Consider the following 18,054-nt stretch of genomic DNA (forward strand, 5'->3'; position numbering starts at 1 on the left):
TTTTTTATGCAGTTTTGTTAAATGTGAGGCATGGAAATTTTATTCTTTATCATCGGCAGCCTTGTGTTCGGAATCGGTGTGTATTTGATTTTTGATCACATCAATTATGTGCGGATAGCCGCAGAAACCAAGGGAAAAGTAATTGGTTACAAAACATCTTCCGGTTCTAAAGGGGGAACCATTTATAAGCCGGTTATTCAAAGTTATTTTGGTGAATTCACCGGCAGCTACGGAAGCAGCAACCCTTCTTACCAAATAGGCCAGGAAGTTGATGTTATTTATATAGCTGGTAAAACTCCCCGTTTAAAATCCAATATGCCTTATTTCGTTGGGATATTTCTAATGATATTCGGGGGCATATTCTGTCTCGCTTTCTTTTCTATCTTCAACTTTTCTCTATGGAATATTTTGTACTCGCTAGGGATTCTTATGCTTATCGCAGTTTCACTCAGAAGAGTGCTGAAATCTAAGGGAATTGACTCATTAGATGAACTGAAAGAGGTAGTGAAAGAGGCGAATAAAAAATCCGAGATTAATGCTAAAAATATTATCAGGGAGCCTGAAAAAATACAGGATGTCCATAGGAAAAATGCTAAGGCCACCAAGATAGTTGGCCCTGTATTTGCCATTGTTGGCTTGGGAGTGCTGGCGTTGGGAATCAATTTGGGAATAGAACGCTATCATTTTTTACAGGAAGCCATACCTGCCTCGGGAACCGTAGTCGATTTTCATGAAAGCAGCAGTGATGATGGTTACACCTACTATCCCATTGTGGAGTTTTCCCCGAACGGTTCATTCGAAGCCATTACATTCCGCCACGATACCGGCAGCAACCCGCCTTCTTACAGCAGGGGCGAGGTGGTAGAGGTGCTTCATGCCCCTGATAACCCAAACAACGCCATTATAGATAGTGGCATCTTCAACTGGGCCATTTCCATATTTGTTGGATTGTTTGGGATTTTGTTTGCTTCAGCCGGTATCGCGGTAAGTGTCTCAACCTTCCGAAAACAGCGAAATCAAATTAATTTGTAAGGAATGGCTTTGAGATCGCTCTAACTTGATACATAGTAGCTTTTTCAGAGCCGTTCTTTCTTGCCAAAGACGGCTCTTTTTGTGTGAAATGAATCTGCGTAAAACCATCAGAATGCGTACCATGTATGTATGCGAAACACTCATACGGAACTGCTTCATTTTCGGAATCACCTGGAAACCAGGGTAGACTGGGCGCCCCATCTGAATGTAATAACCGGTCCAAACGGATCAGGCAAAACCAGCCTGATTGACGCCATCCATTACCTGTGTATGTCGCGAAGTTTTGTATCCAATACCGATATGTATGTGGTAAATCAGGGCGAAAGTTACTTTATGATTAAAGGTCACTTTGAAGGGCAAATACGTTCGGAGTTTGATGTTTCATGTTCCTATTCCCGCGGTGACGGGAAAAAGATTTTCGTGAACGACTCACCGCTTGAACGTCTGTCTGATTTGATTGGAATGGTGCCGGTGGTCACATTAACACCGGATGACAAAAAACTAACGCTGGAAGGCCCGACGGAACGCCGAAGTTTTATCGATGCTTTCATCAGCCAGATTTCACCGGCTTACCTGCGAGATCTTATTGAATATCGCCGGGTTCGGAAACAGCGTAATTCACTGCTTCAGGAATATCGCGGACCGGTTTCTGTGCTTGAAGCGTACCTGGAACCCTGGAACGTGCAGCTGGTGGAAGCGGGAGCCCGTATTATTTCCAAACGCCATGAAGTACTCGAAAACCTGAAGGCCTATCTCGAAAAAGACTATGCAATGATATCGGGCATGGACCTGACTACCAACCTTGAATACCAGACTTTTTGCACACCCTCCACAGATGTTGAAGCCATTGAAAAAGAATATTACGAGCAGTTGGAAGCGGCTCAACCCAAAGAAATTGAAAGGGAGATTACTACTATTGGCCCGCACCGGGATGAGATCGTGTTTTACCTGGACGATTTTGAGCTCCGGCGGTTTGGTTCACAAGGACAGCACCGGCTTTTTGCGCTATCGCTGAAGCTGGCCCAGCTGCATTATTACTCTGATGAGCTCGACGACCTTCCTATCCTGATGCTGGATGATGTATTTGGCGACCTCGATCCTCGCAAAACAGAAATTTTACTCGATGCCCTTCAACAACATAAAAGTCAAATATTCATAACTTCCGCCAATCCGGTTCCTTTCGAAGATTATGTTACCTTTGACGGAACCAACAACCGGTTATATAAAGTAGAAGCCGGTGAAATAAACGAGGTGATTAGATAAATGAGATTCGATACGCCCAAATCATTAGGTTCAGTTCTTGAAGAGTTTCTGGAAAAATTTCCGCAGAAAAAGAAGCTGAAGCAGGGGATGATTTTATCGGCTTTTGAAGAAGTTGTTGGTAAGCGTATGGCTTCGGAGGTGGAAGATCTTCACTTTGAAGGGAATAAATTGGTGATGCGGGTGAAACACCCATCATGGAGGCATGAAATTCATGGAAACCGGTTCAGTATCGCTAAAAAATTAAATAGTAAAGTTAAAGGCGACGTCATAGGCGACATCATCGTACGCAGTTAGTTGACTAACCATAATCCTGCATCTATATTCGGCAATGGCTGATATCACAGATAATGAAATTGTAAGACGGCTTAAGGCTTTTTTGAAGCCCGGTACCAAACCCGGTACAGAGGAAACGGAAATGCGTTTCATCAGGCGGGAAAAGGTGATCGTGTTTGTGGGTGCCTACATCATGGCTATTTCGCTGTGGTTTATTGTGAATTTGAGTGGGAGTTTTAACATCACCATTAACATTCCGGTAGAACCGGGAAATGTACCGGAGAGCATGGCCTTGACAGAGGATCTGCCTGAGTTTGTGCAGGTAAGTGTTTCCGGTGATGGGTGGCAGCTATTGAACTTATACAATGATCCGCCGACGGTAGTCATAAATATCGAAGAAAGTGAGATAAACCTGTTTGATCAGGTTCGGCAGCGGTTGAGTTACCTGCAGGAAATAGACGTGGCAAAAGTCCAGCCCCTGCTTTTGTCGGTGAATATGGAGCCAAAGATATCCAAGAGAGTTCCGGTAAAAATAAATACGGACTTTAATTTTCAAACCCGTTTTGGGTTGGTAGGTGAGCCCACGTATAGTCCGGATAGTATTACCGTTACCGGAGCACAATCGCGTATCGAAGATATAACTGAATGGGAAGTGCAGGATACGCTGAGGCTGGATGGTATTCGGGAGGATATTTCAGCAACATTGCCACTTGAGGACGCAATCGGTGTTGTAGAACTCTCTGAAACGGAGATTACTTATAATGCGGACGTATCAGAGTTTACCGAAGGGGAGACCACGGTGTATATCCGAACCCGGGGGCTGCCTCGCGGACAAAATGTAAACTATAATCCGTCATCGGTTACCATCAGGTTTGATGTTCCTATTGAGCAATATGCAGAGGTAGAAAAAATAAGGCCGTATGAGGTGTATGTTCCATATGCCAAAATCCTGGAAGACTCTACCGGTTTCGTAACTCCCGATATTGAACAAACAGCTGAACAATTTGAGCTGCGCCTCCGAAGCTTTCAGCCTAAGGCAGTGGCTTACTTTACGGTGTTGAATTAGAGGGGTTGTAAGGATTAAATCCCAAATCTCAAGCTCCAAATTCCAATGGCCAAAGTTGTATTCTGAGTCTTTGACATAAGTCGCTTACCAATCATTGATGGGCACAGATCCTTTTCGGATGTGCTTAGATATAATCAAGGCAATCTTTTAATCCTGTAAATCAAGGTTCGAAACTAAGGAACCTTGGTTATAGGATTACCGTTATTGTGTTTCATGCTCCCGGGGAATCAAGACTCTTTCGATAGGAGAGACTTTTCTAATTTTATATGGATGAGGTATTAGTTTATGATTCTAAGTTTTATCAACGAGAAGACAGAAAAGTTCGAAAGCGTAATGAGCACAACTGCCTCAGGAAAAAAAAATTAATTGCTCATGATGACTTTAAAAAAACAGTGTCGGTAATTTTTGAGCAGCTTACCCAAACAAACCTTTAATATTACCCCCGTCGTGGCTGATGGTTTGCCCGGTAACATAACCGGAATGAGGAGACAACAGCCAGGCGGCAAGTGATGCAAATTCATCCCCGGTACCCATCCTTCCAACAGGGATACTTTTCTCCATCTCTTGCTTCACTTCTTCTAAAGGTTTGCCGGATTCTTCAGCTCTTTTTTGAATTACACGTTCTATAGCAGGGGTTTCGTGGGAACCAGGGGCAAGCAGGTTTACGGTAATGCCTTGCTCGGCTATTTCAAGAGATAGTGTTTTAGCAAAACCGGCAACAGCTGCTCTCAAAGAATTGCTTAACACTAAAGAGGGAATAGGTTGTTTGATGGACTGGCTTTCCACAAAAAGAATGCGTCCGTAATTATGTTCTTGAAAAATAGGAATAAGACGCTTGGTTAGGTCTACTTTCCATCGAAGTACGTTTTCATAAGCCTCATCCCACTGGTCCATAGAAGTTTCCAGAGCAGAAAGTGCGGGCGGTCCGCCGGCGTTTATCAGAACGCCGTTCAGTTCCCGATTGGCTATTAAAGTATCCAGTTCATCCAGAGTAGGCTCTTGTGTAAGGTCGCCGGAAAACACCTGAGTCTGTTCAGGGTAGTCATCTTTGAGTTCTCTGAGCTTTTCTTCACGCCGGGCGACTGCAATAATTTTAGCTCCTTCTTTTAATAACTGCTCACACACGGCTCGCCCAAAACCACTGGAAGCTCCGCAGATAAGAAAAAGTTGGTTCTTAATTTTGAGGTCCATTTCAGGGAAGTATAGTTTGGCTTGATTAGGTGCTGACTAACCTAATAAAATCTCTGAACTTTTTGGGAACTCTCTGTATAGCGCCGGAGTTAAGGATGCAAATTAAACTCATGAAGCTCTTGAATCCCTACATATTACAGATAGTGTTATCGACAATGTTATTTTTTGCATTTTCGGTGATGCACGAATTTGATTGGCTAATTCCGTCAAATCCAGCCGCTGTTTCAACAATGGCTTCTGCAATTCCCATGCCTGATGTTGTAGAAGAATCCGGAGCTGAAGATGAGATTGAGCATGAAAGTATCGCTTCAACATATATTTCTAATGACAGGCATCTCACCGGTGAGTTGATCACTTTAATAAATTTATATACACCACCGGTGCCCATCCCGCCGCCCGACATGGTCTAAGTTACCCGACAATTTTTACATCCTGTTCTTGTCGAATTTCCCATCCCGGAGATAGAAGAACTGCAGCAGGCTTCTGATAAATAAAGAAGTGTGTTGGGAGATAAGGGTATATGATCTCCTGATGAAAGCTTTTTATCTGACACTATAAATTTATTATAAGACCATGAAAAAATTAATCAATACCAATATTCTGCCTTTACTAATTGTCACGCTGATGTTTTCGACGGCTTGCGTTAGCCAAAATTCGGATCAATCCACCCGTAACGAACTTAAAACAGAAGTTCTGACCAGCGAAGCGCAGAGTAATTTAACACCACAGGAAATTCTTGAAGGCCTGAAAGCCGGAAATGAGCGCTATATAAACAACAATCTTACGCCTACAGATTATCAGGCACAGGTGAAAGCAACGGCTGTAGGCCAACATCCTGAAGCCATTATCCTGTCGTGCGTTGACAGTCGTGTGCCTGTTGAGCAAGTTTTTGACAAGGGAGTAGGTGATATCTTTGTTGCCCGAGTAGCCGGTAATTTTGTGAACGAAGACATTCTGGGAAGTGCGGAATTCGCGACCGCTGTAGCGGGCTCAAAGGTTGTGGTTGTAATGGGTCACAAAAGCTGCGGAGCTGTAAAAGCAGCGATCGATGGTGTTGAGATGGGGAACATTACTGCTATGTTAGACAAGATTGAGCCGGCCGTTGAGATGACTGCCAATTACTCCGGCGATCGTTCAACAAGCAATGATGACTATGTTACTGAAGTAGTAAATAACAACGTAGTTAATACCATTTCTGAAATGCGCGAGAACAGCCCTGTTATCGCTGAGCTGGAAAGAAACGGTGACGTAGTTATTGCCGGAGCATTCTATGATTTAGAAACCGGAAAAGTAACATTTCTGGACTAAATCAAACTTTTATTATATGAAAAGGGAGTTGTTCAAACTCCCTTTTTTTAACTATAAGATGCCACCCAAGCTACTGGGTGATTTTAGGATAAGGCCTTGATAAAAATCAGAAGATAATGATGATTTATACTGTGAAAGCTGTACTTGCTGCCTTATTTTTTTAACTGTATTCATCAAAAACCAAAACGGACATATGAGTAAGGAAACATCTTTAAGTAAAGAAGTGATAACCAGTGAAAAACAGGCAAGCCTATCGCCTGAACAAATTCTCCAAAACCTCAAAGATGGGAACGAGCGATTCGTAAACAATAATCTGACGCCGCGTGATTATCAGGCACAGGTGAAGGCTACAACCGGTGGTCAATATCCGGAAGCCGTGGTAATTTCCTGCATCGACAGCCGTGTACCGGTGGAGCAGGTGTTCGATAAAGGAGTAGGCGATATTTTTGTAGCCCGTGTTGCTGGTAACTTTGTGAATGAGGATATTCTTGGAAGCACCGAATATGGAACCGCCGTTGCCGGTTCAAAAGTAATCGTAGTAATGGGGCACAAGAGCTGCGGTGCAGTTAAAGCCGCTATTGACGATGTGCAAATGGGGAATATTACGGCCATGCTGAGCAAAATTAAGCCGGCCGTTGAAATGACTTCGGATTACGATGGAGAACAGTCAACCGACAATGATGAGTATGTAACAGAAGTTGTGAAAAACAACGTTATTCATACTATCGGGCAGATTAGAAAAAACAGCTCTACAATTGCAGAACAGGAAAAGAACGGCGATGTAGTAATTGTTGGTGCTTTCTATGATCTGGAAACAGGGAAGGTTTCTTTTCTGGACTAAGAGCTTCAATCAAAGCTTATCAATAAAAAAGGGGAGTGTACCGACTCCCTTTTCTTTTATAATTCAACGCGATTCTGAAAGAAGGTAAAACTTCCCCTTCCATTGAGGAATCTGCTCAAAAACAATTCATAATTTAATAATAAGGATTTGACCAAAATACCCGTATCTTTAAGGCTTGCAACTTTTCTGGTAATAGACTACTGAAGATATAGCGCTAATCAAGAAGAGAATTTCATAAAACATAATACAACAATGTCACAAGACTTAAGAAATATCGCCATAATCGCTCACGTAGATCACGGGAAAACCACACTCGTTGATCAGATTTTAAAACAGAGCGGAACATTCAGAGAGAACCAGCAGGTAGAAGACCGGGTGATGGACTCCGGCGACCTCGAGAAAGAACGCGGTATTACGATCAGCTCCAAGAACACGGCCGTAAACTGGAAAGGCACCAAAATTAACATTGTTGATACTCCGGGTCACGCCGACTTTGGAGGAGAGGTTGAGCGAATTCTGAAAATGGTAAATGGAGTGATTCTTCTGGTGGATGCCGCCGAAGGTCCGCTTCCTCAAACTAAATTTGTACTGAGAAAGTCGCTGAGTTTAGGTTATCAGCCAATTGTGGTTATTAATAAAATTGACCGAAAAGATGCCCGTCCAAATGCGGTTTTGGATGAAATTTTTGATCTCTTTGTGATGCTGGATGCTACCAACGAACAGCTCGATTTCCCGGTTCTGTATGCCGTCGCAAAAGACGGTGTAGCTAAGGAAGAACTGGAGGAAGAAGGCACCGACCTTTCTCCTCTGATGGATAAAATAGTAGAGCATGTACCTGCGCCGGAGCAAGACACGGAATCCAAGTTTAAAATGCTGGTAAGCAGCATAGACTGGAACGACTATGTTGGCCGAATTGCAGTTGGTCGGGTTGAGCAGGGCACTATCAAAATAAATCAGGAAGTGGCCCTGATGAGTGGCAAAGGTGAGGTGAAAGAGAAAGCCCGGGCAACTAAGCTCTTTTCTTTTGAAGGATTGAAAAGGGAACCGGTAGAACAAGCGCAGGCCGGTGACATTATTGCCCTTGCCGGCTATGAAGAAGTCAACATCGGGGATACGCTAACCGATACTGCTGATATGACCCCGCTTGAATATGTAGATCTGGACCAGCCGACCATCGCGATGTACTTTCGGGTAAACAACTCTCCGTTTGCCGGAAAAGAAGGGGATTATGTGACATCCAATCAGCTAAAAGATCGCCTGTACCGAGAAACACGAACCAATGTGGCGATGCGGGTTGAGCCAACCGATAGTCCGGATATCTATAAAGTTTCCGGCCGGGGTGAACTTCAAATGGCTATACTTATTGAAACTATGCGTCGGGAAGGATTTGAGTTTTCAGTATCACGACCGGAAGTGCTTTTCAAAGAAGTGGATGGGGTAACTCACGAGCCCGTTGAGGAAGTAGTTGTTGATGTGCAGACTGATTACAGTAACCGGGTGATTGATAACCTGCAGAAACGAAAGGGAATTATGACCTCCATGAGCCAGGAGGGAGACAACAACCGGATTCAATTCCGTGTACCTTCCCGTGGGTTAATTGGTTTCCGTGGCGAGATGCTGACCGAAACACGCGGAACCGGAATCATGCACCAGCAATTTGACGGGTATGAGCCTTATGCCGGCGAAATTCCCGGACGAAACCGCGGAGCGCTGATCGCTCTTGAACAGGGAGACGTAACCGGTTATGCACTGGAAGGTGTTCAGGATCGGGGTGAGTTTTTTGTGAAACCCGGAGACCCTGTTTATATGGGGCAAGTTGTAGGCGTGAATAAGCGAAGCGAAGATATGGTGGTAAATGTTGTTAAGAAGAAAAACCTGACCAACCACCGTGCCACTCAAACGGCTGATTCTGTGAAACTGAATCAGGCAAAAGATTTAAGCCTGGAGCAATGCATTGAGTTCATTGACAATGATGAATTGCTTGAAGTAACGCCACAAGCCCTGCGAATTCGTAAAATGTATCTCGATCATAACGACCGTAAGCGTGCTGAGAAGCAGAAAGCAAGCGCTAAAGCTTAGTCGGAATTTTAAATGTTTAATGCTGAATGTTAAATGGGACTTGATACCATTTAACATCCAACATTTAAAATTGATCTTTACTTAATCAGAGTCAGCTTTTTAGTGATAACGGTTTGGTTGACTTGCAGTCGGTATAAATACACCCCGGAGGATAAGTTTCCGGCATTGAAGGTAACTTCGTACTCTCCGGCAGGCTGTGTTTTTCTATTCAGTAACGTAGCTGCTTCTCTTCCAAGCATATCATACACTTTTAAGCTGACGGTGCTGTTTGATGGAATCCGGTAGCTTATATTCGTACTTGGATTGAACGGGTTTGGATAATTCTGATGAAGCTGAATATCAACAGGAATCGTACCGGTGAGCGGTTCTTCGGTAGAAGTTGCAATACCGCCTCTGTTTGATGTTGAATAGATGGTTCCCTTTTCTCCCACAATCCAGCCGGAACTATTGCCTGCAAATTCGATAGCATGGAAGTTCTTTTGCGTGAGACTGTAGTCCGTTTCAAAGTTTGCTCCACCATCAACTGTTTTAAGTATGCGGCCGCCATCACCAACTACAAGTCCACTGTCTTCCGAGAAGAAGTGCAAGTCATTCAAGTCAAAACTGGTAAAAGTAGAAAGCTCAGTCCAGTTTTCGCCGCCGTCCGTAGTTTTTATCATATCTCCGCGCTCCATGGTTACATACCCGGTAGTGCTGTCCAGAAAATGCATACCTGTTATTTCCGGGCTAAAGCCCTCTTCTTCATACTTTATGTCCCAGGTTGTTCCTCCATCCGATGTAGAAGCAATCATTTCTTGTCCCGCCATCCAGCCATTGTCTTCATTTTGAAAGCCGATCATTTCGAAATCGAAATAAGAAATATTATCAGGTTCAGTTATGGCGTTCCAGGTACTGCCGCCATCTGTAGTTTTCAGGAGCATGTCTTCGGCTTTAATGAAGCCGATTTGCGCATCAATAAACTGTACATCTTCCAGATTGTTGGTCTTTTCATGTTCAGCAAATCCTGTGTCGACCTTGTTCCAGGTAGCTCCCTGATCGGAAGAATGATAAACCAACCAGACAGAACCTCCGGTGTAGTGGTCTGTCCCAACGGCCCATATGTTGTTATTGTCCACATAAGCCACGGCCTTGAAGTCTTTTCTGCCTTCCAGAATTAAGTGGTTTTCCCAGGTGGCACCTCCATCGGTTGTAGTAAATACTTTTCCATGAACTCTTCCTTCGGTTACAAAAGCACCCTGACTTCCGTTAATAAAAGAAACATCTGCTATGTTGAAGCCGGTGATAAGATCGGAACTCAGAGTATCATCAGCGAGGGTAAATGAAGCAGTAGCTCCGGACGCCCCAACAGCGAGCCAGCTGCCCTCAAATTCATCGATATCAAACCAGGTTAAAGGACCGGACCCATCTGTTAAAATATTCCAGGAAGTGCCTTCATCTGAAGAAACAAGAATTGCATTTTGAGTTGTTTCAGTAAAGCTATCTGCACCTCCGGCAAGAATAATTTCACCATTACTGCCCAGTTCGATATCGTAAAAGAGGTGCTTAAATTCATAATCAATAACAGACCACGTAGAACCGCCGTCTGTTGTTTTTAGGATGAAACCCACAAAGCCACTGTTATATGTCTCTCCGATAACGTAGCCGGTTTGGTCATCAGCAAAGGCCATGTTGTAGAGGTCGTCAGAGCTGTTAAGAGACTGAAACCCGCCATAGGATACGGTATCGATCTGAAGGGCTGATTCCCAACTGGACCCTGCATCGGTTGACTTGTAGAGTGAACCTGACTCACCAGCCACCCAGAAGGTGGTATCATTCACAATGTGAAAATCCAACAAGTCTTCAGTTCCTGCGGTTACCGAGTTCCAGCTTTCTCCTCCATCAGCAGTAAACAAAACTTCTCCATCGGCAGATGCAACCCATCCATTTTGAGCATCCAGAAATTCAATATCATTAAAGTTATTGAAGTTGAAGGAGGAACGAATATCCCAGGTTTGTCCACCGTCTTCTGTTTTGGCAAGCATTTCAGAACTTCCTCCGCCAGCGGTGGAAAATGGACCGCCTACAAAACCGGATTCGGCATCAAAGAAGAAAAGCCCTTGGTAATTGCGGCTGTCACCGTAAGAGATATCCGTCCAAGTGGCACCTCCGTCTGAGGATTTTAAAATGATTCCGTTATTACCAATAGCATAAGCAATTTGATCCGTTACAAATTGCACTTCGTTTAGATCAGATGAAGTTATGTTCCCGTTTTCGGCTTGCCAATGTTGTGCGGATACCAACTGAACAAATAGAAATGAAAAAATGAATGAAAGGAGAACTGATAATTTAAATCCCGAAAATTGCATAGTTAAGACTGTTATAGTTTTTTGATTTTGTACCATAAGACAACCTTACATACGAATGGGAAAAGAATTAAAGCTCAAATTAATCTCGACTTAGAAACTAACTGAAGTTCTAACTTAAGACAGGGGCTGTCAGAACTAAGGCGGGTGGTTACCCCATCCCGTAAAACTTCACTTTTTCCTTGAAGTAGGGGGTGAATATTTTATCCAGATCCTGGTTTTGAGGGGATTGAAGATGAGGGTCTTCGGTAAGTAGTTTTTTTGCTTTTTCTTTGGCTTGAATCAAAAGGAACTGATCCTCAACAATATCGGCAAATTTAAAATCGGGCAGGCCGCTTTGTTTGGTTCCAAGGAAGTCACCGGGACCGCGAAGCTTCAGATCGGCCTCAGCAATACGAAAGCCGTCATTGGTTTCTTCCATGGTTTTGAGACGGAACGCACCGGCTTTGCTCACTTTTACGTCGGGCATTAGGATGCAGTAGCTTTGTCGTTCGCCGCGGCCAATGCGTCCGCGAAGCTGGTGAAGCTGTGAAAGCCCGAACCGCTCGGCATGTTCTATGATCATGATGGAGGCATTCGGTACATCTACTCCAACCTCAATTACTGTAGTAGAGACCAGAATCTGGAGTTCATTATTAATAAAAGCCTTCATGGTTTCATCTTTCTCTTCAGTTTTCATTCGGCCGTGAATCAAACCAACATTGAAGTCAGGAAATTGCTTTTTGAGTTTCTCGAATCCGGCCGTGGCATCTTTCAAATCCAGTGCTTCTGATTCTTCCACCAGCGGATAAACTACATATACCTGTCCGCCATCATTCACTTCCTGCTGTACAAAACTATATACGTCCTCTCTTTTTTTATGAGACCGGATAGCCGTTTTGATGGGTTTTCTGCCGGCCGGCAAATCTTTGATAATAGACACATCCAGATCCGCATAAACCGTCATGGCAAGTGAGCGGGGGATGGGAGTGGCGCTCATCACCAGCATGTGCGGATTACTCCCTTTATTAAGCAGATCCGATCTTTGCTTAACCCCAAACCGGTGCTGTTCATCAATCACGGCCAATCCCAGATTATGAAAGCGAACAGTTTCCTGAATAATGGCATGAGTTCCTACAACGATGTTACAATTTCCACCTTCAATGTCGGTGAGGATATCGGTTCGTAATGCTTTTTTCTGCGAACCAATGAGCAATCGCACGTTGACATCTAATTCTTTAAGGTGATTGCTGAGCGTACGGTAATGCTGTTCAGCGAGAATTTCGGTCGGAGCAAGAAAAGCAGCTTGAAATCCATTATCCAAAGCCATTAGCATGGCACCGATAGCGACGATGGTTTTACCGGCGCCCACATCCCCTTGAATCAGTCGGTTCATTTGTTTGCCGGAACGGACATCCTTCTTAATTTCAGCCAGAGAAGTTTTTTGCCCGTTTGTCAATTCAAATGGCAGCAGCTCATTAAAATAGCGGGAAGTGTAATTGCCGGTTTCGTTAAAAAGATGTCCGTTAGCTCGCTCTTTTACTGTATAGTTGATCTTCTCCATGCTCAGTTCAAACAAAAAGAGCTCTTCAAACTTAAACCGGTTAAGGGCATTCTTGTGCTCATTATGTGATTCCGGAAAGTGAATCATGCGATAGGCTTCCGGTCGCTGAGGGAACTTCATTTCGGCGATGAGTGATTCCGGCAAGAACTCGTTGGGAGTTACGTTGTTCAAAATCTGCTCCATCCAGCTTTGAACCAGTTTACTAGTAATACGGGCTTTGCTCAATGCTTTACTCCCGGGGTAGATTGGGAAAATCCGGGAAAAGGAATCGAGATCATCATCGGAAGAGATTTTATCAACTTCGGGGTGAGCAATGGAAATGGATCGCCCATAACGTTTGGCGGCTCCGTAAAAAGCCACGAAATCACCTTCCTTAAAATACTTTCGAAAATAACCCACACCACGGAACCATACTCCCTTTACATCTCCCGACCCGTCATTAATGGTTACTTCGAGACGTTTTTTCTTTCCATAACCGGCCATATTAATATTCGTCACTTTTCCGGCTACGGTGATCTCTTCACCAGAACCTGCAAGATGTTTAATCTTCTGAGTATTACTGCGATCCAGGTATCGGCGGGGAAAAAAGTTTAGTAAATCCTTGACAGAGCGGATGCCTTCCGCGCTTAAAGCATCAAGCCTTTTGGTACTAAGATTAGATAAGTCGGAAAGCTTCAACTGATATAAAGTTATATATCGATCTATATTCTTTAGATCAAAATTTGGGGTTATTTTTTTATTCTAGAAGACGTCAGGGTGTATTTCAGGAAAAAGAAGAAATAATTCGGATAAATTTTTTGCATTCATGTGGTAACGTTGCCTATATTTGCAAGCTCTCGATTCGATGGCAATAACCAAATAATTGAACAGTGCCTACAATACAACAACTCATACGAAAAGGTAGAAAAAGCAAGGTAAGTAAAACAACTGCTCCTGCGTTGCAGAATTGTCCGCAGAAGCGTGGTGTTTGTACTCGCGTTTATACAACTACGCCTAAAAAGCCGAACTCGGCATTGCGTAAAGTAGCTCGTGTACGTTTGACTAACGGAATTGAAGTTTCGGCTTACATTCCGGGTGAAGGTCACAACTTACAGGAACATAGTATTGTATTGATCCGTGGTGGTCGTGTAAAAGATTTGCCCGGTGTTCGATACCATATTATTCGTGGAACATTAGATACTGCGGGTGTTGAGGGTAGAACTCAAAGCCGTAGTTTGTATGGCACCAAGAAGCCGAAAGGGTAACATTAAGAAATTAAGATTAATCGAGCATGCGTAGAAAAACAGCAGAAAAACGAGATGTGCAAGCGGATCCAATTTTTGAGGATAAGCTGGTAACTCGGTTCGTGAACAACCTGATGCGGGACGGTAAGAAGAATGTTGCTCGCAAAATTGTATATCAGGCTTTTGAAGTTATTGAAGAGAAAACTGGCGAAACCGGAATCGATGTATTTCGCAACGCTTTACAGAATTCGACTCCGGTGGTTGAGGTTAAATCTCGCCGGGTTGGTGGTGCTACTTACCAGGTGCCTATAGAAGTTCGTCAGGAAAGAGGAACAGCGCTTGGGATGAGATGGCTCATTAAAGCCGCGCGTTCCAGAAATGATAAGTCGATGTCAATTCGTCTTTCAAGAGAATTGATAGACGCGTCAAATAATGAAGGCGGAGCCGTTCGTAAGAAAGACGAGACGCACCGTATGGCAGATGCTAATAAAGCTTTTGCTCACTTTAGATTCTAAAAGAGATTATTGATTAATAAGTATTATGTCTGAGACGAAGCAAAAAACAGATCCAAAAATTTTAGATAAGATCCGCCGGACGCGGAACATCGGTATCATGGCTCACATTGATGCCGGTAAAACAACCGTAACCGAGCGTATTCTTTTTTACACCGGTCGTAGTCACCGAATTGGTGAGGTGCATGATGGTGCTGCCACTATGGACTGGATGGAGCAGGAGCAGGAGCGTGGTATTACTATTACTTCAGCTGCTACACACTGTATCTGGAAAGATCACCGGATTAACATCATTGATACTCCTGGTCACGTTGACTTTACCGTAGAGGTGGAGCGTTCGCTGCGAGTATTGGATGGCGCGGTTTTCGTGCTTGATTCTGTGGGTGCTGTTCAGCCTCAGTCAGAAACTGTATGGCGTCAGGCTAATAAATACGAAGTGCCTTGCATGGCATTCGTAAACAAAATGGATAAGGTAGGCGCTAACTTCTACAATGTTATTGATGAGCTTGATGAGAAGTTAAATGCAAATCCTATCCCGATTCAGATCCCAATCGGTGCTGAAGCTGACTTCCAGGGCGTTGTTGACCTTATTAATATGAACGCCATTATTTGGGATGATGAGTCTCTCGGTGCTAAGTATGAAGTAGTAGACATTCCGGAAGATCTTAAAGAGAAAGCTGCAGAATACCGTGGTATCATGCTTGAGGCGGTTGCTGATCAAAATGATTCTCTGATGGAGAAATACCTGATGGAAGAAGAGATTAGTGCAGAGGAAATTATTGAAGCATTACGTGAAGCTACTATTTCCAAAGACGTTACTCCGGTAATGTTGGGAACTGCTCTTAAAAACAAAGGTGTTCAGGTTCTGCTTGATCGCGTTCTGGATTTCATGCCTAACCCGCTCGACATTCCTCCGGTTAAGGGTATTGACCCTGAAACAGAAGAAGAAGTGAAGAAAGCTCCGGATGTAAATGCGCCTTTCTCAGCCCTTGCCTTTAAGATCATGACGGATCCTTATGTAGGTAGGCTGACTTTTGCTCGTGTATACTCCGGGCGGCTTGAAAAAGGTTCTTACATTCTGAATTCCTCTACCGGAAACAGGGAGCGCGTTGGTCGATTGCTTGAGATGCATGCTAACGACAAAAAGGATTTAGACTATATTCAGGCCGGAGATATCGCAGCTATTATCGGTATTAAAGAAGTTCATACCGGTGACACTCTTTGTGATGAAGAGCACCCGGTAATTCTTGAGCAGATCACGTTTCCTGAGCCTGTAATTAAGCTTGCTGTTGAGCCGAAAACGAAAGCAGACAGCGAGAAGCTTTCTACCGGATTGCAGAAACTGGCTGAAGAGGATCCAACCTTCCAGGTTAAAACGGATCACGAAACAGGTCAGACTACGATTGCCGGAATGGGTGAGCTTCACCTCGAGATTATTGTTGATCGCCTGAAGCGTGAATTTAAAGTAGAGGCAAACGTAGGTGCTCCTCAGGTTTCTTACCGTGAAACTATTTCACAGAAAGTGGATCACCGGGAAATCTACAAGAAGCAGACAGGTGGTCGAGGTAAATTTGCTGATATCTCATTCGAGATCGGGCCAATTGCCGAATTTGAAGACTACGATGGTAATGAAGACAGAATTACCCGCGAAGAAGGATTTATTTTCATTAATGAGATTGTAGGTGGTAATATTCCTCGTGAATTTATCCCATCTGTGATGAAAGGATTCCAACAGGCACTAACTGCCGGTATTCAGGCTAACTACTCTGTAGAAAATATCGGAGTGCGCTTGTATGATGGTTCTTATCACGATGTTGACTCTGACCAGTTGAGCTTTGAGTTATGTGCAAAACTCGGTTTCAGAAATTCAGCCCGTAAAGCCAAGCCAAAAATCCTTGAGCCGGTAATGAAAGTAGAAATTATTACTCCTGAAGAATATATGGGAGATGTAATTGGTGACTTGAACAGTCGTCGTGGAATCATGCAGAGCATGGACTCGAACAATGAAGGTTCAGTCGTTAAAGCTCATGTACCGCTTTCTGAAATGTTCGGTTATTCTACCGACTTAAGGTCTGCTACACAGGGCCGCGCGGTATATTCTATGGAATTCTTCGATTACACTGAAGTGCCTGAAGCAATTGCTCAGGAAATCATCGAGAGCCAAACATAAAAGAAATTAAACACTAAGATTAAACTATAGTATCATGGCAAAAGAGACCTTTGAACGGAATAAGCCCCATGTGAACGTGGGAACAATTGGACACGTAGATCATGGTAAAACAACCCTGACGGCGGCGATTACGACCGTAATGGCGAAGACCTACGGTGGTGTAGCCAAGCAGTTTGCAGACATTGACAATGCTCCGGAAGAGCGCGAGCGTGGGATTACCATTGCCACGGCTCACGTGGAGTACGAAACCGATGCCCGTCACTACGCCCACGTAGACTGTCCGGGTCACGCCGACTATGTGAAGAACATGGTAACCGGTGCGGCGCAGATGGACGGGGCGATTTTGGTTGTTGCCGCCACCGACGGTCCGATGCCACAGACGCGCGAGCACATTCTGCTGGCCCGCCAGGTAGGTGTACCTCAGATTGTGGTATTTATGAATAAGGTAGACCTGGTAGACGATGAAGAGCTGCTGGAGCTGGTAGAGCTGGAAGTGCGCGAGCTGTTGTCTTCTTATGAGTTTGACGGGGATGATATCCCGGTTATTCAGGGATCAGCCCTGGGCGCCCTCAACGGGGAAGCCGAGCACGAAGAAAGCATTGTGGAGCTGATGAAAGCGGTGGATGACACTATTCCGACGCCCGAGCGTGATGTAGACAAGCCGTTCCTGATGCCGGTAGAGGATATCTTCTCTATCACCGGTCGCGGAACGGTAGCTACCGGACGTATCGAGCGTGGCGTGATTAAAGTGAACGATGAGATTGAGATTGTAGGGATTGTAGAAGACCCGATGAAATCGGTAGTAACCGGTATTGAGATGTTCCGTCGTATGCTCGATGAAGGGCAGGCCGGAGACAACGCCGGTATCCTTCTGCGAGGAATTAACAAAGAGCAGATTGAGCGTGGAATGGTACTGTGTAAGCCCGGTTCAATCACTCCTCACAAGCAGTTTGAGTGTGAGGTGTATGTGCTGAGTAAGGACGAGGGTGGTCGACACACGCCATTCTTCAAAGGCTACCGCCCACAGTTTTACTTCCGTACCACCGACGTAACCGGAGCCTGTGAGCTTCCCGATGGCGTAGAGATGGTAATGCCGGGAGACAACGTGAAGCTGAATGTAGGACTTATTCAGCCGGTAGCGATGGAAGAAGGGCTGCGGTTTGCGATTCGCGAAGGCGGACGTACCGTGGGTGCCGGAGTTGTAACTAAAA

General features: G+C 44.4%; 15 protein-coding genes. 12 read left to right on the plus strand and 3 right to left on the minus strand.

Annotation, left to right across the window (positions count from 1 at the left end; genetic code table 11):
- The first annotated feature begins 30 nt into the window (after positions 1-30).
- The 4 genes from ABFW99_RS09230 (at position 31) to ABFW99_RS09245 (ending at position 3,634) form a co-directional block, all read left to right on the plus strand.
- Positions 31-1,032 carry a DUF3592 domain-containing protein gene (locus tag ABFW99_RS09230; RefSeq protein WP_349353732.1) on the plus strand — a complete coding sequence of 334 codons (1,002 nt, stop codon included), beginning with the start codon at positions 31-33 and terminating at the stop codon, positions 1,030-1,032.
- A 129-nt stretch (positions 1,033-1,161) separates the two neighbouring features.
- The gene (recF, locus tag ABFW99_RS09235; protein WP_349353733.1) at positions 1,162-2,295 is read left to right on the plus strand and encodes a DNA replication/repair protein RecF; all 1,134 of its coding nucleotides are present in this window, start codon (positions 1,162-1,164) and stop codon (positions 2,293-2,295) included.
- Positions 2,296-2,589, plus strand: a complete 294-nt coding sequence (locus tag ABFW99_RS09240; protein ID WP_349353734.1) for a DUF721 domain-containing protein — start codon at positions 2,296-2,298, stop codon at positions 2,587-2,589.
- Between the two features lie 34 nt (positions 2,590-2,623).
- Positions 2,624-3,634 (plus strand): CdaR family protein, encoded by a 1,011-nt coding sequence (locus tag ABFW99_RS09245; protein ID WP_349353735.1) that lies wholly within the window; start codon positions 2,624-2,626, stop codon positions 3,632-3,634.
- Between the two features lie 414 nt (positions 3,635-4,048).
- On the opposite strand, the gene ABFW99_RS09250 is transcribed toward ABFW99_RS09245, so the two are convergent.
- The gene (locus ABFW99_RS09250; protein WP_349353736.1) at positions 4,049-4,825 is read right to left on the minus strand and encodes an SDR family oxidoreductase; all 777 of its coding nucleotides are present in this window, start codon (positions 4,823-4,825) and stop codon (positions 4,049-4,051) included.
- A gap of 230 nt (positions 4,826-5,055) precedes the next feature.
- Between ABFW99_RS09250 and ABFW99_RS09255 the strand changes: the two genes are divergently transcribed.
- The 4 genes from ABFW99_RS09255 to typA all read left to right on the plus strand — a co-directional run bounded on the left by ABFW99_RS09255 (position 5,056) and on the right by typA (position 9,053).
- Positions 5,056-5,235 (plus strand): hypothetical protein, encoded by a 180-nt coding sequence (locus ABFW99_RS09255; protein WP_349353737.1) that lies wholly within the window; start codon positions 5,056-5,058, stop codon positions 5,233-5,235.
- A gap of 163 nt (positions 5,236-5,398) precedes the next feature.
- Complete coding sequence (locus ABFW99_RS09260) at positions 5,399-6,133, plus strand: carbonic anhydrase family protein (protein ID WP_349353738.1); 735 nt, start codon at positions 5,399-5,401, stop codon at positions 6,131-6,133.
- 193 nt (positions 6,134-6,326) lie between these two features.
- Positions 6,327-6,974 (plus strand): carbonic anhydrase family protein, encoded by a 648-nt coding sequence (locus ABFW99_RS09265; RefSeq protein ID WP_349353739.1) that lies wholly within the window; start codon positions 6,327-6,329, stop codon positions 6,972-6,974.
- A gap of 252 nt (positions 6,975-7,226) precedes the next feature.
- A complete protein-coding gene (typA, locus tag ABFW99_RS09270; protein ID WP_349353740.1) occupies positions 7,227-9,053 on the plus strand; it encodes a translational GTPase TypA in 1,827 nt (608 codons plus the stop codon).
- Between the two features lie 77 nt (positions 9,054-9,130).
- On the opposite strand, the gene ABFW99_RS09275 is transcribed toward typA, so the two are convergent.
- On the minus strand, positions 9,131-11,269 hold the full coding sequence (locus ABFW99_RS09275) for a T9SS type A sorting domain-containing protein (protein WP_349353741.1): 2,139 nt from the start codon (positions 11,267-11,269) through the stop codon (positions 9,131-9,133).
- A 277-nt stretch (positions 11,270-11,546) separates the two neighbouring features.
- Positions 11,547-13,616 carry an ATP-dependent DNA helicase RecG gene (gene recG, locus ABFW99_RS09280; protein ID WP_349353742.1) on the minus strand — a complete coding sequence of 690 codons (2,070 nt, stop codon included), beginning with the start codon at positions 13,614-13,616 and terminating at the stop codon, positions 11,547-11,549.
- 191 nt (positions 13,617-13,807) lie between these two features.
- On the opposite strand from recG, the gene rpsL reads away from it, so the two are divergent.
- The 4 genes from rpsL to tuf all read left to right on the plus strand — a co-directional run.
- Complete coding sequence (rpsL, locus tag ABFW99_RS09285) at positions 13,808-14,182, plus strand: 30S ribosomal protein S12 (RefSeq protein WP_020404630.1); 375 nt, start codon at positions 13,808-13,810, stop codon at positions 14,180-14,182.
- A 26-nt stretch (positions 14,183-14,208) separates the two neighbouring features.
- Entirely contained in the window at positions 14,209-14,676 is a 468-nt protein-coding gene (gene rpsG / locus ABFW99_RS09290; protein WP_349353743.1) for a 30S ribosomal protein S7, read from the plus strand.
- A 25-nt stretch (positions 14,677-14,701) separates the two neighbouring features.
- Positions 14,702-16,843 (plus strand): elongation factor G, encoded by a 2,142-nt coding sequence (fusA, locus tag ABFW99_RS09295; RefSeq protein WP_349353744.1) that lies wholly within the window; start codon positions 14,702-14,704, stop codon positions 16,841-16,843.
- Between the two features lie 34 nt (positions 16,844-16,877).
- The coding region (tuf, locus tag ABFW99_RS09300; RefSeq protein ID WP_349353745.1) for an elongation factor Tu at positions 16,878-18,054 on the plus strand (1,177 nt) is incomplete at its 3' end.

It is taken from the genome of Gracilimonas sp. BCB1 (assembly GCF_040117685.2).
Taxonomy (GTDB): domain Bacteria; phylum Bacteroidota; class Rhodothermia; order Balneolales; family Balneolaceae; genus Gracilimonas.

What these genes read in the sequence shown, in the direction of transcription:
- ABFW99_RS09230 (WP_349353732.1), top strand. Translation starts at nt 31, where the DNA reads ATGGAAATTTTATTCTTTATCATCGGCAGCCTTGTGTTCGGAATCGGT.
- recF (WP_349353733.1), top strand. Translation starts at nt 1,162, where the DNA reads ATGCGAAACACTCATACGGAACTGCTTCATTTTCGGAATCACCTGGAA.
- ABFW99_RS09240 (WP_349353734.1), top strand. Translation starts at nt 2,296, where the DNA reads ATGAGATTCGATACGCCCAAATCATTAGGTTCAGTTCTTGAAGAGTTT.
- ABFW99_RS09245 (WP_349353735.1), top strand. Translation starts at nt 2,624, where the DNA reads ATGGCTGATATCACAGATAATGAAATTGTAAGACGGCTTAAGGCTTTT.
- ABFW99_RS09250 (WP_349353736.1), bottom strand. Translation starts at nt 4,825, where the DNA reads ATGGACCTCAAAATTAAGAACCAACTTTTTCTTATCTGCGGAGCTTCC.
- ABFW99_RS09255 (WP_349353737.1), top strand. Translation starts at nt 5,056, where the DNA reads ATGGCTTCTGCAATTCCCATGCCTGATGTTGTAGAAGAATCCGGAGCT.
- ABFW99_RS09260 (WP_349353738.1), top strand. Translation starts at nt 5,399, where the DNA reads ATGAAAAAATTAATCAATACCAATATTCTGCCTTTACTAATTGTCACG.
- ABFW99_RS09265 (WP_349353739.1), top strand. Translation starts at nt 6,327, where the DNA reads ATGAGTAAGGAAACATCTTTAAGTAAAGAAGTGATAACCAGTGAAAAA.
- typA (WP_349353740.1), top strand. Translation starts at nt 7,227, where the DNA reads ATGTCACAAGACTTAAGAAATATCGCCATAATCGCTCACGTAGATCAC.
- rpsG (WP_349353743.1), top strand. Translation starts at nt 14,209, where the DNA reads ATGCGTAGAAAAACAGCAGAAAAACGAGATGTGCAAGCGGATCCAATT.
- fusA (WP_349353744.1), top strand. Translation starts at nt 14,702, where the DNA reads ATGTCTGAGACGAAGCAAAAAACAGATCCAAAAATTTTAGATAAGATC.